A 13879-nucleotide genomic window follows, 5' to 3' on the forward strand; every position below is an offset into this window, starting at 1 on the left:
TAAGACGCAAGCGATAAGCGGGCGCTGATCACAAGCTACCCGGCCAACGCGCTGCGTCTGCGCGTCTTTGCGTTCCATTCACCGACTAAAACCGGCCCCGCTGGCCCGGAATCTGCGCCCCGAAGATGCTCGGCGGCAGCTTGAAGCCATGAGCTTCGAGGCGTGGGGTGAACTTGGGCCGCACGCCAGTCGGGCGCAGTTCAGATATGATCTTTCCCTCACCAGTTTTACCGAGGATTTCGAGCTTAAAGATATCTTGTAGCACGACGGTATCGCCTTCCATACCCTGCACTTCGGTAATGTAGGCCACTTTACGCGAACCGTCTTCGAGGCGGGTTTGCTGCACGATCAGATCGATAGCGGATGCAATCTGCTCGCGAATCACTTTCAGCGGCATATCCATACCAGCCATCAAGGCCATCGTCTCCATACGAGCGATCGCCTCGCGCGGCGCATTGGCGTGGAGCGTAGTCAACGAGCCATCGTGACCGGTATTCATCGCCTGCAACATATCGAGCGTCTCACCGCCGCGGCACTCGCCAATCACGATCCGCTCAGGGCGCATACGCAGCGAGTTAATCACCAGATCGCGGATCGACACCCGGCCAGTACCATCAATCTCCGGTGGTTTCGCCTCGAGGCGGACGACGTGATCTTGGGCCAATTGCAATTCGGCACTATCTTCAATCGTTACAATCCGTTCATCTTCAGGGATGAAGTTCGAGAGCACGTTGAGCAAGGTCGTCTTACCGGAGCCGGTGCCACCAGCGACCACAATATTCAAACGCGAAACGACGCAGGCCCGCAAGAATTCAGCCATTTCGGGCGTCATTGAACCGAAGCGAATCAGATCATCGACCTTAAGCTTATTCTTGGTAAACTTACGGATGGTAATCGTCGAGCCATCGATCGCGCAGGGCGGAATGATCGCATTGACACGCGAGCCATCAGGCAAACGAGCGTCAACCATTGGCCACTTGCGGTCGATGCGGCGACCCAGTGGGCGAATAATGCGGTCGATAATCTTCATCACGTGCTCATCGGAAGCGAAGCGCACGTCGGTGAGCTTGAGCTTCCCTTTTTGCTCGATGTAGACTTTATATGGCCCGTTGACCATAATTTCCGAGATACTATCATCATCGAGCAACGGCTGGATCGGGCCGAAGCCAAATAGCTCATCGCACACCATCGCGAAGAGCTTTTTGACATCTTGATCGGACAAATTGATGTTGGCTTGCTGATAGATGCGGGCAAACCGCTCTTGCAACAGCCGTTCAGTCTCAGGAGAGCGTTTAAGTTCGGTCTGATTGCCTAACGAAGCCTGAATCCGGTCTACAATCCAGAGCGACAGATCGAGCATGCGCTTCTGGTCATTCGCCGGTGTTGCATCTTGCACCGCTGGGCGAGCCGCTGCGGCAGGAACGGCTGCCGGAGCCGGCGGGGGAGGTGCCGGAGCGACAGTGGCTGCCGGAGCCGGCGGAGGAGGAGTGGCAACAGCCGGCGTAGGCTCGGGCTGAGCAGGATTACCGGTGAGACGTTTGAGCAGCGACATAGTGATCCAACCTCCTTAGCCGAGCTTGACGAAATACGCTTCGCAGGCGCGATCGATCAACTCACGAGACATCGCCGGCGGAATACCACGGTACTTCGATTCATCCAATATCTGATCGCACAAATCACGGGGATGGCAGGAGCGCAGCTCGCGCCCGACTTTCATATAGTGTTCTTGGATAAGGTAGCGCAAACCATCATCGCTATAGGGAATGCGTTTTTGTTTGCACACGAGCTGGAAGATCGCCCGAAACTCGGTTGGCGAGGGGTTAGGCACCTCGATCTTATGGCGAATGCGGCGCAAGAACGCATCGTCAACTAGATCTTTGGGGTTGAGATTGGTGGAAAAGACGATCAACACATCAAACGGCACTTGAATCTTCTTGCCAGTTTGTAGCGCAAGAAAGTCAACCTTTTTTTCAAGCGGCACGATCCAGCGGTTGAGCAGGTCTTGCGGGCGGCACTTCTGGCGGCCAAAATCATCGATCAAGAAGAGGCCGCCATTGGCTTTCATCTGGAACGGCGCCTCGTAGACCTTTGAAATCGGGTCGAAGATCAGCTCAAGCTGCTCGAGTTCAAGCTCGCCACCGACCATCACCCGCGGTCGTTTACAGACCACCCACCGCGCATCGGGATACGTCGTTGCTGGCGCTGCCACCGGGCCGCCAAACGGTGATGGTAGCGGCAGCTCGGCATAGCCGACTTCGTTGATCTGCACGACCTGATGGTTGAGCGGGTCGAAGACCTTGATAATCTGGCCATCAACTTCAACGGCGTAGGGAATAATCACCAACCCGCCGAGCAAATTTGCAATCCCTTCGGCAATCGTCGTTTTCCCATTACCGGGAGGGCCGTACAAGAAGAGCGAGCGGGCGGAATTGGCCGCCGGGCCAATCTTATCGAGCATCTTCTCGCTGACGACCAGATGGCTAAACGCCTTGCGAATTGTCGCCTGATCGATCACTAGTTCGCCGATACTTTGGCGGAGGGTAATATCAACATACTGCTGCAACGGCACCGGAGCGGGGCCGGCGTACTGGTTCCGATCGATCACTTCGTGAACCTTGTTGCGGCCCTTGCCAGTAATGACGTATTGAAACGAGCGCTCGCTAAAACCGCCTTCAGCTCCGATAATATCAACGTATTCTTCCAGCTTGAGAAACTCAAGCACCTTATCGATCACGCCGAGAAAGGGCAGTTTAATCGTCTCTTCCAGCTTCTGGCCGGTGATCGCGCCGGAAAAATAGATTACCTTCAGCACGTGATCGGTCAGAAAGCCCATTGACAGACCCGTCTCAGCGATGGTGGCCGGCTGTGGCGGTATTTCAGGCATCCGTTGCGAAGGTGCGCTTGCCGGATTGGCCGCCGGATTCACTTCGTGCAGACGGAAGCTCATAACCTACCCTTTCTGCCATAGCGCCGGAAAAGCGGGGGGGACGGCAATCTATCAGACCATACGTGAGATGCGCGCCTGCTAAAAGTAGTATAGCGATCCACGTGGCGGAGCGCAAGGGGAAGCCGGCGTCAGGCGACAATGCCACGCTAACGCCGGCGCAGAGGTCACTCTTCTAGATGATCATCATCGTCAGCGATATCTTGATCGATCTCATCGAGACCAATCTCTTCGTCTTCATCGCCGCCGATAAAGTCCTCCTCAAGGGTTTCGGTCTCTTCAACCAACTCTTCTTCGTCGATCACATCCTCATACTCATCGAAGCGAAGCGAGGAGAGGACGGTAGCGCCTTCACCAAGCTTACCGGGGAAGGAGACGCGCCCGCGCTGGCTCGGGTCTTGATAAATTTCGCGGATCAGAATCCGCACATTACGCGAATCCGACTGCACCACCGCAGCGAGATAGCGATTGCCGCCATTTATTAACTCGACGAGGCGATGGCTAAGTTTCGGTTCGATCCGGCCAATCAGATTGCCATCTAGATCGACGACATACACCATCTTGCCCTCAACGCGCAATTCCACCTTTTCGCCAGTAATGAGAGCATCGACGGCGGGACCGCGCTGGACATCCACCAGTGAGGTCAGGGCGGTGCGGCCGGTTTCGGTAATAAACATGCGCATATCGATCTGCTGGCGGGTCGAGCGGGTCACTGGCGCTTCAGTGATACCACGCGACAGCAGCGACTCGAGGCGAGCGACATTCTTGCGCGCGATCGGATTGGAGGCATTCAGGCGCAGGGCATTCTGATAGGCGCGGTGGCTCTCGGTATACTTGCCCAGCTCAAACAACGCCTTTCCCAACCGATTGTACGTCTCGGCATCTTCGCTCACGCGCAACAACTGCTGGTTCAACTCGACCGCCTCTTGCCAGCGATTCAAGGCAGCCAATTCAATCGCCTTTTCTTGCAGGCGGCGGCGAATCCGCATCTTTTCATCTTGCTTTGACAAGGTTGTTCTCCTTGAGTTGGGCACTGAACCTATTGATCGAGTTGCGGTACACCCTGCAACGACCATGGGCTGGTTACAGTAATAGTCACCGGCACCAATTGGCCAGTTAGATCGGCAGGATGGCTAAAGAAGACCAGCCGATTGCCGGGAGTGCGGCCGCGCCACTTACCTTTGCTCTCGCCTTCGACCAAGACCTCAACCGTCTGGCCGAGGAAGCGGGCCATCCGTTCGGTCGCAATCTGTTCTTGCAACTGCTCGAGCCGGCGGCGGCGTTCTTCCTTCACCTCTGGCGGCACGGCGAGCGCCGGATCCTGTTCTTGTTCAGCAGCGCGGGTGCCGGGACGCGCCGAGAAGGCGGCAATATGCACCTTATCAAACCCAATCTCGGCGCAGAGTTCCATCGTTTGGCGAAAATCCTCTTCGGTCTCGCCGGGATGGCCAACGATAATATCGGTCGTCAACGAGATATTGGGAATAGCGGCGCGGATCTTGGCAATCAACGTCCTATAGCGCGCTACCGTATAGCCGCGCCGCATCAGCTTGAGCACGCGGTCGGAGCCGGCCTGTACCGGCAGATTGATCTCAGGCTGACAGCGCGGCAAGCGGGCGACGGTTTCGATCAAGCGATCAGTCATCCACGCCGGATGCGAGGTGAGGAAACGGAGCCGGAGCAAACCGGGGATGGCATCGACTGCCGCGAGCAGATCGGCCAGCTCAGGCCGGCCGGGGAGATCGTGCCCCCACGAATCGACAATTTGCCCAAGGAGGGTAATTTCCTTGGCGCCGCGCGCGACGATCCGGCGCACTTCCTCGACAATCTCGGCCAAAGGGCGCGAACGCTCACGGCCCCGGCGCAGTGGAATGACGCAATACGAACAGGTCATATTGCAGCCATACTGGATCGGGACATGCACCGAGACCGGTGGATGGCGCCAATCACGCACCGGCAAAGCCGGCTCATCAAGGGTGTAGACCGGGTTGGGGGCAAGGGCGACCACCTCATCGACCGCGGAAGGCGAGACGAAATGATCGACCATCGGCAACTGCTCGGCGAAGATCGAGCGGTTATTGGGGCCGACCATGCAGCCCCAGAGCACCACTTTAGTATCGGGATGGACACGTTTGACCCGCACCAACTCGCCGAGCTTGCCCAGAATCCGCTCTTCAGCAGACGCGCGCACACTGCACGAATTGAGCACAATAAAGCTCGCCTCTTCAGGGCGCGCAGCCGGGCTATAGCCCACACCTTGCAACGCCGCTTCCAACCGTTCAGAATCTGAGATATTCATTTGGCACCCAACCGTCCAGACGTAATAGCGCCGCTCGCGCGGCGTCTGATCACGATCGGGACGGGGGCGCTGATCGAAAAAGATCACATCCTGCATGGAACCTTTACCAGACGATAACCGGCAAACCGCACTCCACGCTCTGGCGCGCCGCTTCGCGGAGCGACTCAAGGCAACGGAAGGCATCGGAGCGCGGCGAGACGCCGGCTCTGATCAATTGTGGCGCTAACTCAGACAACTCGCGCAGCAACTGCACCGACGAGCCAAAGAAGGCTTGATCTTCTTCGCCATCCTCGCCCTCAAACGGCAAGTAGATCGGATCAGGGAAATCAACCGGCAGGTAATAGCTATTAATCCCCTGCAAGTTGATCAGATGGCGGTACCGGCTAGGCACCAACTCGTCCCAGACATCGGTCACGGCGCGGTCGAGATCCTCTTCAAGGACGGGGCCATCGGCGATAATCGGGGCCAAATCGTTGCCCCGCTCGAGATGGGCCGCCAGACGGGCCAACTGGTAGAGAGCACCCATCGTCTCGATTGAGCCTTCCCACACCTCGACACCGGGTTGGCTGAGCAAATCGATATCAATACCATATTCGCGCAGTTGATCCTGCACGGCAGCAACACTCTCGTACTGTTCTTCGTACTCGGCGCGATCCTCATCGGGCCGCACCATAATTAACGACGCAACCGCCAGATCAAGTTCGGCGGGAGCATGAGCAGACATAGGGTTTCTCCTCACTGAGCGCAAAACGCACTATATAGTATACCATATTGTTTGAAATAACTTAACCAACCGGTTTCTGGGCGCAAGGTACACTACTACACCCTCGTGCGTGGAACTCAACATGTTTACCCGTTGCTCACAGGGGAGGCACGCTCCCTTCGCACTATGACTAAGCAGCCTACTTCTCGACCCAATCACAACCAGCGTTGGATCCAACGCTGGTTCGAGCGAACCCTGTTTGGACTAATAGGAACCATCTTTACAACGCAAATTGGCCTCGCTATGTACCTTTGGTTGAAACAGCCAGCCGAACCATTCCTCATCGGCGAATGGCTCATCAACTATCAAGGTGGATTTGTGCGCCGTGGCTTGCTCGGCGAGATAATCATACAACTCTCACGCCGGATTATGATCGACCCGGTTAAGACAGTCATTGTCGTTCAAATTGGTATCGGTGCGCTCTTTTTGTTACTGACCTACATCCTCCTCCGCCAAACTAATGTCTCGATCATCACCGCAACACTCTTCTTTTCACCCGCTTTTTTGCGCTTTCTCTTAGTCGCATGGCTTATCGTTGGCGTGCGCAAAGAAATGCTTTTTAATATTATCTTTCTTATTCATCTACTTAGCTTGCGAACGAATTACTCTTTTTCTCCAATACTACCGCTATTTATCGGAACTAGTACGATCGTTGTTATATTATCACATGAAATGCTAGTGATATTACTGCCATATCTCCTCATAGCTTCGCTTTGTTACGAACGACAATGGGGCAGGATATCCTATGCGACTGCAATAGCGATCATTCCCGCAAGTATAGTGGCTAGCATCATCATACAAGCGCCACACACAACCATCACTACCATTGACCACTTATGTGCTGCGTTGGAATCCAATCCTCCGCGCGATTGCATCGATCGCGGTCATCTAGGGGCAATCACGTTCCTTACGAAAACCGTCCTGCAAAGCATACAATTTACCCAATCACTCATAACTTCGGAAGCAGTGCAGGTTTACCTAATAACCGGCCTCCTCAGCATCGTTCCACTCATCATCACGATTGTTAGCTACCGACTATGGCAGTTCTTGCCAAAACAAACACTGATGTGGGTAGGTGGATTGTGGGGATTATCACTCGCCACAACAATACCATTATTTTTCGTGGCCGTTGATTATGGACGCTTCATCCACATTCACATTACATGCAGCACGTTCTTACTTGCGTGGTTTCTACAGCTAACCTCAGCCCCTCTCTCAGCAAAGATACAACACTTAATGCACGGCTGGAGGGCAAGTGTTCTTCTCGTCTTCTTTATCGGGTTTATTGGGAGCTGGCGTCTACCGGTATGGTTAGGAGACGCAACCTATACGAACGCCTTTCGGTGGATATGGCAATAGGGGGAACAAAAAGCGGCGGTTGCGAAAGGGCAACCGCCGCCGCTTCAAGACACAAGGCATTTCTGCTCAATACCGCTCAAACACCGACTCAACCACATCGATCGCGCGATCAAACTCCTCATCGGTCTCGGATGCAGGCGCACCAACAGCCTGCTCTAACCCCACATCACGCACAATCTCAATCGTCACCCGCGGCATCTCGTCGGCAATCGCCTTGACGGCGGCCAATACTGGGCGAGTGGTAACGCCAGCCAGCATGGCGGGAACCCCGATCTCGATTAGGTCCTCACCGTCTTCATTTCGAATGATCAACCGCTGCACGCCCGGCTCAGCAATCAGCTCGCGGATGCGAGCGAGCAAGCGCCAGCCATGAACGAGCTCAATCGCGATGTCCATGGTCCCCTCCTGCGCCGTGCTGGCGCTCTGTCTGAAATATACTCCGCTACAGTACAGTGTAATTGCAGGCCGGCGCTTTGCGTGAAATGAACTCTTCACCGACAGTACAGACATTTTAATCATCAAATATCGATATTTTTAGTATTACTTTTACGAATGCTATCAGATCGTTAGCACATATATCGTTTTAGGCCAAACAATAGCTACAAGAACGGATGACCTGCTGCTCATAGCCACAGGCTAGCATCAAAACATGCAGCCCTCCTTATTCTGACGCACCTCATCAGGTAAAACGTTTGACACTTAGGGTTGCGGTAACTTATAATGAGGGTGGATTCGTCGCCTTGTAAGCAAAGGAGCCGGCAAGCAGCATGAAACCCTCTGTTCGAACCCAAAACGTTACTGTTGCATTCGTGTCAACCCTGCTCATTATGCTCCTTGCCCTTCAGCAGTTTTCAGTTGTAGCTGCGCCGGTAGCACAAATCAATTTTACGTGGAATCCCATCTCAGCTACCACTTCAAGCCAGCCCGGCCAAACCATATTGGTCAATGCCAACCTGCAAAATCAGGGAGTGGCTGACACGTTCAATATTACATCCACAGCACCAACCGGATGGACGGTAACAATAGCTCCGAGCACATCGGTGAGCATTAACGCTAACGGTAACCAGTCGTTTACCTTCATCATTACTATTCCGGCCACGGCAACTCTGGGCACCTACCAAATTAATATTTCTGCTGAACGCGCAAGTACTCCTACAACTACAGCTCTCTTTCCCATCTTAGTAACAGTCAATCCCGCGCCACCAACGCCAACTCCCGTTCCAACTATTACACCGACTGCAAGTCCTGTCTGTCTCGACGGTTTCGAGCCGGATAATTTCCCGGCAGAGGCACGACGGATCGATATTCTGATTCCGCAAGAACATGTACTATGCCCGACTGGCGATGAGGATTGGCTCTTCTTTGGTGGCGTTGCGGGTAAGGTGTACACCATCGATGTGCCGGTGATGCGACCGGGAATTGACGTATCACTTGAACTTTTCGACAGCAACTTTAACCGATTGGCGTTCAACGACGATTTCTTTAATCGCGATCCGGCTAATCCCAATCCCGGTGATATTCGACCACGGATTACCGTGCGCATTCCGGCTGACGGCACCTATTACATCAGAGTGCGCGATGTGGCCGGGCGAGGCGGGGTCAGTTATGCGTACACGATCGTCTTGCTTGACGAAAGCAATGGCCCCACACCAGCGCCAGTCGAATCAGTGTGCCTTGACATTTTTGAACCGGATGGCCTACCCGAACAGGCACGGTTGATAACTTCGAACGAGATACAAGAAAATCGGCGGCTATGCCCAACCGGTGATGCCGACTGGGTAACATTTTTTGCCAAGGCTGGCAAACGCTACGTCATTTATACTGATACCCGACGCTACCGCGGCCCCAATACGGTCAATGACAGTACAGTAGCCGGTGCTGATACGGTGCTGGTGCTGACTGATCGTGACGGCGTAAGCATTCTTGATATCAACGATGACATGCCGGGCGGAAATACGCTCGATTCGCAGATCGAGTTCACACCGAAAGTTGATGGATTCTATTTCGCGCAGGTCAAGAATGTCGGTGATATTGGCAACCAATTTATTCGCTATGATCTTGTGTTGTTGCTCTGTCTACCGGGCCAAACCGATTGCCGCCGACCAGATGCGCCACTTCCCGGTTTGCCAGCCAACCCGGCTACCCCGCCGGCAACAGCGGTGCCTATTAATGCGCCCACGCCAACGCCAACAACAAAACCTTAGAGCCATGGCTAAAAAATGCGCACATGAAGGCAAAACAGCATGGGAATAAGTAGCAAGGTTGGTCTGTGCATCATGCCTCTAGCATGCAGCGAACAGTACGGATACAGGCGTAGCGTCCATTCATAACATTGTTCAGACCCTCTTGAGACGAGTAGAGGAGCGATGCCGGTTCGTACATCAGATAGTGCCGGGGTCTTAGCCGACCTCATCGCACAGCTTGGCCCTCGACAGGCAACATCAACCGCCGAAGCAATTGCGGCAGCTCAGATCAACGCCCGCCTGCGACAGGCGGGCTTCAGTGTCGCAACCCATTCCGTGCCTGCCACCGCGCATCCGGGCACCCGGCTCGCACCGGTAGCGATTGGGTTGATGGCGGCGATTGGGTTGGCAGCTTGGCAGCCAGTATTAGGCATAGCGTTGGGCTTCTGGCTGATGGCGCTGCTGCTGATTGATGGGATTTATGCGCCATTACCACCGCTACGCCAACGGGGGATCAGCCAGAATATCATTGCGGTGCGCCCGATCGAGGCATCTGACACCCAAACCCCGCCCCAGCCACGCTGGCGGTTGCTGTTGCTGGCGCCACTTGACACGCCGCCGGTTTGGCGCGGCATTGCGCGCTTGATTGCGCCGACCTATGAGGGGTTGCTGGCCCGGCTGGCACTTGGCAGTCTACCATTGGCAATCGCCGTCACCGCCACTGCATCGGCGCTGCGCTGGACATTAGCAATCGGCGCCTTCGCCGGGGCCTTGTTGTTATTCTGGGCCTCTCGCCGCCAGCCACCGCTCATTCAGCCCGATGGCGGGATCGCAGCGTTAGCGACATTGATCACGGTTGCGCAACACCTCCCTCGACTACAACGGGTAGAGGTTTGGGCAGCAGCAGTGGGGGCGGCCTACTGTGACCACCATAGCGTGCGAACCTTGCTTGCACACTATCCATTCGCGACGACAAATACGTTTATCATTGGTTTAGGACCGCTTGCCTGCGGGCAATTAGCGATTATCAGCCGTAATGGCATCTTTCGGCACAAAGTGGCTGACCCACTGCTATATCGACTAGCAATGGATGCCGATCAAACCGATCCGGTGATTGACCTCGAACCACGCACGCAGGCTGCCAATGATGAACTGCTCTCACCGTTGCAGCAGCGCGGCTTTCGCACCCTCAGCATTCGCGCTATCGCGGACGGCAATCACGTACTCGATCCATCACTGACCGAACGAGCTGCTCGGCTGATCATAGCCATTATTCACGCACTTGACACCGATAAGACGCATGACAATCTATCTGTTTTACGGACCAAATGAACTGGCGCGCAGCGAAGCGGTCGCTGAATTGCGGGCCAGCTTGCCGGCAGAGGTAGCCGACCTGAATATTAGTGTGCTTGATGGACGCAAAGTGACCATCGAACAATTAGTCGCCGCCTGTGAAGCGCACCCATTTCTGGCCGATCGGCGGCTGGTGATCGTTTACGATGCGCTTAAGCATAGCAAAGCCGGCAAAGCACGCGAAGAGCTGCGTGATTATTGCGAACGGGTGCCAACAACATGCGATCTGGTATTTGTGGAACAAGACGAAGTTGACCGGCGGCACCTGCTCTTTACTTACCTGAGCAAACGCGGCACGGTGCGCGAATTCCCGCTGCTCAGCGGCCAAGAGCTGTTGCGCTGGATCGAACGGCGGGCGAAATCGCTTGCAGCAACGATCGAGCCTACCGCTGCGCAGCGGTTGGTTGATTTAGCCGGAAATGACAGCCGCGCGCTCGCGAATGAGCTGGCCAAACTAGCCACGTATGTGGGCAGGGGCGGCACGATCGATCAAGCAGCAGTTGACCGGCTCGTCACCGATCAACAAGAGCAGAACCTGTTTACCTTCATTGATGACTTAGGCACACGCCGGCTAGGTGCGGCGTTGCGTGGCGCGCGGGCATTGATCGAAGACGGCCAAGCGCCGCCGTATGTGTTGTTTATGCTGGCGCGACAAATCCGGATCCTCTTGCACGTGAGGCAACTGGTTGCGCAGCGCCGTAGGCCTGACGACATTGCGAGTGAACTGGGATTGAAGCCATTTGTCGCTCGTAAAGCCGCTGAACAGGCACGCAATTTTACGGCAGCCGAATTGGTCACAGCCCACGACCGGCTACTTGAACTCGACCATGCGATTAAGACGGGGAAAATGCAGGCGGAAACGGCACTCGAGTTGTTTGTGGTGGAGATGTGCCAAGCGCAGCGAGGGTAGCGTTATCTAGGGAAGATACGGGCGGGTTTGAAACCCGCCCGTGCCATTTGCCCGCTCTACGGCGTCTGTTTATGCAGCTGAACCAGTCTGCGCGGCCAGCGCCACCTTCTTGGCCTTCTGAGCGAGGCGCGACTTCCGGCGAGCAGCGTTGTTCTTGTGAATAATTCCTTTTACTGCCGCCTTATCGAGCGTGCTATAAGCAAGGCGCAGCGCCATCTCATCGACGACACCGCTGGCCAATGCCTGTTCAGCTTTCTTGATCATCGTCTTCACCCGCGAGCGGTACGACTGGTTGCGCAGGTGCTTGCGCGCATCGCTCCGAATGCGCTTCTTTGCCGACTTTGTGTTCGCCAAGGTCAAACTCCTCGGATATAATTGGCGCGTTATTGCGACACGTGAAACGGCGAGCGCTTGCTCGCCGCGCTAGCTCTGAAGTATAGCATAGGAACGCCAACCGTGCAACTGAGCGCCGTCTTACGTCGTCTGAGCACCCAGCGTAACAGTCTGATCGTCATGGGCGGCTTCATCTTAAGCCGGCTGACCGGTCTGATCCGTGATATTGTCGCTTCATACTATTTCGGCACGTCGGCTGAGATGGCAGCGTATGGGGCTGCGATCAGCACCGTTGATCTGCTCTACCTCGTGATCATCGGCGGGGCGCTGGGCAGCAGTTTTATTCCAGTCTTTATCGAATTGTGGGAGCGAGAACGGCCAGCGCGGGCGTGGGAACTGGCCAGCGCAGTGGTAACGTGGGCGCTGATTGTGTTGACAATCGCGAGCGCCGGGTTGTTTGTGGTGGCACCATGGTTAGTACCGCTCTTGTATGGCGGGCAGGGATTTACGGCGGCAACGCTTGAGCTGATTGTGGCTTTGACTCGACTATTCCTGCTCTCGCCGTTGCTACTGGGACTGGGGGGATTGGCGATGGCGGCGCTTAACGCGCGTGATCGGTTTACGATGCCTGCCTTAGCCCCCAGCATCTACAACCTCGGCATCACCGGCGGCGCACTGCTGGCGCCATGGCTGGGCATTTGGGGCATGGCATGGGGAGTTGTCATCGGCGCGTTGGGGTACCTTCTGATCCAATTGCCGGTGCTCTTCACGATCGGAATGCGGTTACGTCCACATCTGGGCCACCATCTGCCCGAACTAGGCAAGGTAGCGCAAGCAATGGGGCCGCGCGTGATCGGGCAAGCGGCGGCTCACCTCAGCATTGTAGCAACGCTAGCCCTAGCCGCCCGCCTGCCTGACGGCGACGCCAAGCTGGCCGGATTGCGCTGGGCTTATCAGTTGATGCTGTTACCATACGGCGTCTTTGCGCTGAGTTTGAGCACAGTCGCCTTTCCACGGCTGGCCCGGCTGGTAGCCGAGGGACGGCTGGCCGAGCTGAGTGACGACGTGCGGACAACACTGGGGCGCATCCTCTGGCTGACCTTGCCGGCGACCGCTGGACTGCTCACCTTAGGGCCGGCGCTGGCGCGCATCTTATTTGAGCGAGGCGCGTTTGACAGCCTCTCGCTGAGCTACACTGCCGGCGCCCTAACCGGCTATGCGTTCGCCTTGCCGGCCTTTGCCGCGTCAGAAATCATGATCCGCGCCTTCTACGCGATGCAGCGCACATGGCCACCGGTGCTGATTGGGATCGGGCAAGTGACGATCAATATTGGGTTAGGCGCGACGCTACTGGTGGGGGGGGGCGATGTGAGTGGGCTAGCGATTGCGTTCAGCATTGCCAACTCGCTCGAAGCGCTGGCCTTGGCGATTGTATTAGGGCACACGCTGCCGGGCCTTTGGCGAGCGCCGGCGCTGTGGCGACGCTTGCTGATGGCATTGGGCGCCAGTGTAGCGGTTGGGGTGCTATGGTGGTACGCGCGTGAGCTAATCCCCGGCGGCACACCAGCGGCAGGTTATCGTTGGCCAGACGATCTGGCCGGACTATTGCTTGGCTTGGTCGGAGCGGGCGGCGTTGGGGTGATAATCTATGCTGCGTTAACAATACTACCGGGTCGCCGTCGCCCAATACAACTATGAAAGACCATTTGCCCGCCCCGTCGGGGGCGAGCAACTG

12 protein-coding genes are annotated in these 13879 nt (G+C 55.9%); 5 read left to right on the forward strand and 7 right to left on the reverse strand.

Annotated elements, in window-relative coordinates:
- Positions 1 to 85: 85 nt before the first annotated feature.
- From Q1A00_RS07950 to Q1A00_RS07970, 5 genes are all read right to left on the reverse strand, one after another.
- Complete coding sequence (locus Q1A00_RS07950) at positions 86 to 1552, reverse strand: CpaF family protein (RefSeq protein ID WP_298405878.1); 1467 nt, start codon at positions 1550 to 1552, stop codon at positions 86 to 88.
- Between the two features lie 15 nt (positions 1553 to 1567).
- Positions 1568 to 2947 carry an AAA family ATPase gene (locus Q1A00_RS07955; RefSeq protein WP_299756117.1) on the reverse strand — a complete coding sequence of 460 codons (1380 nt, stop codon included), beginning with the start codon at positions 2945 to 2947 and terminating at the stop codon, positions 1568 to 1570.
- 164 nt (positions 2948 to 3111) lie between these two features.
- Positions 3112 to 3933 (reverse strand): tetratricopeptide repeat protein, encoded by an 822-nt coding sequence (locus Q1A00_RS07960; protein WP_298405960.1) that lies wholly within the window; start codon positions 3931 to 3933, stop codon positions 3112 to 3114.
- A 50-nt stretch (positions 3934 to 3983) separates the two neighbouring features.
- Positions 3984 to 5339, reverse strand: a complete 1356-nt coding sequence (gene miaB / locus Q1A00_RS07965; protein ID WP_299756120.1) for a tRNA (N6-isopentenyl adenosine(37)-C2)-methylthiotransferase MiaB — start codon at positions 5337 to 5339, stop codon at positions 3984 to 3986.
- A 7-nt stretch (positions 5340 to 5346) separates the two neighbouring features.
- Positions 5347 to 5967, reverse strand: coding sequence for a hypothetical protein (locus Q1A00_RS07970; RefSeq protein ID WP_298405884.1), 621 nt, complete (start codon positions 5965 to 5967; stop codon positions 5347 to 5349).
- Positions 5968 to 6132: 165 nt separating this feature from the next.
- Here Q1A00_RS07970 and Q1A00_RS07975 point away from each other — a divergent pair, with 165 nt between their 5' ends.
- Complete coding sequence (locus tag Q1A00_RS07975; protein WP_299756124.1) at positions 6133 to 7365, forward strand: hypothetical protein; 1233 nt, start codon at positions 6133 to 6135, stop codon at positions 7363 to 7365.
- 66 nt (positions 7366 to 7431) lie between these two features.
- On the opposite strand, the gene Q1A00_RS07980 is transcribed toward Q1A00_RS07975, so the two are convergent.
- Positions 7432 to 7761, reverse strand: a complete 330-nt coding sequence (locus Q1A00_RS07980; RefSeq protein ID WP_298405887.1) for a DUF4342 domain-containing protein — start codon at positions 7759 to 7761, stop codon at positions 7432 to 7434.
- A 371-nt stretch (positions 7762 to 8132) separates the two neighbouring features.
- On the opposite strand from Q1A00_RS07980, the gene Q1A00_RS07985 reads away from it, so the two are divergent.
- The 3 genes from Q1A00_RS07985 (at position 8133) to holA (ending at position 11811) form a co-directional block, all read left to right on the forward strand.
- Positions 8133 to 9569, forward strand: a complete 1437-nt coding sequence (locus Q1A00_RS07985) for an NEW3 domain-containing protein (protein ID WP_299756128.1) — start codon at positions 8133 to 8135, stop codon at positions 9567 to 9569.
- A gap of 162 nt (positions 9570 to 9731) precedes the next feature.
- Positions 9732 to 10880, forward strand: coding sequence for a hypothetical protein (locus Q1A00_RS07990; RefSeq protein ID WP_298405889.1), 1149 nt, complete (start codon positions 9732 to 9734; stop codon positions 10878 to 10880).
- A complete protein-coding gene (gene holA / locus Q1A00_RS07995; RefSeq protein ID WP_298405891.1) occupies positions 10849 to 11811 on the forward strand; it encodes a DNA polymerase III subunit delta in 963 nt (320 codons plus the stop codon). The genes Q1A00_RS07990 and holA overlap by 32 nt, the downstream gene beginning before the upstream one ends.
- Positions 11812 to 11880: 69 nt before the next feature.
- Here holA and rpsT read toward each other — a convergent pair whose 3' ends face one another.
- The gene (gene rpsT / locus Q1A00_RS08000) at positions 11881 to 12165 is read right to left on the reverse strand and encodes a 30S ribosomal protein S20 (protein ID WP_298405893.1); all 285 of its coding nucleotides are present in this window, start codon (positions 12163 to 12165) and stop codon (positions 11881 to 11883) included.
- A 102-nt stretch (positions 12166 to 12267) separates the two neighbouring features.
- On the opposite strand from rpsT, the gene murJ reads away from it, so the two are divergent.
- Positions 12268 to 13842, forward strand: coding sequence for a murein biosynthesis integral membrane protein MurJ (gene murJ / locus Q1A00_RS08005; protein WP_298405895.1), 1575 nt, complete (start codon positions 12268 to 12270; stop codon positions 13840 to 13842).
- The last annotated feature ends 37 nt before the right edge of the window (positions 13843 to 13879 follow it).

This window comes from uncultured Chloroflexus sp. (genome assembly GCF_938091255.1).
Taxonomy (GTDB): domain Bacteria; phylum Chloroflexota; class Chloroflexia; order Chloroflexales; family Chloroflexaceae; genus Chloroflexus.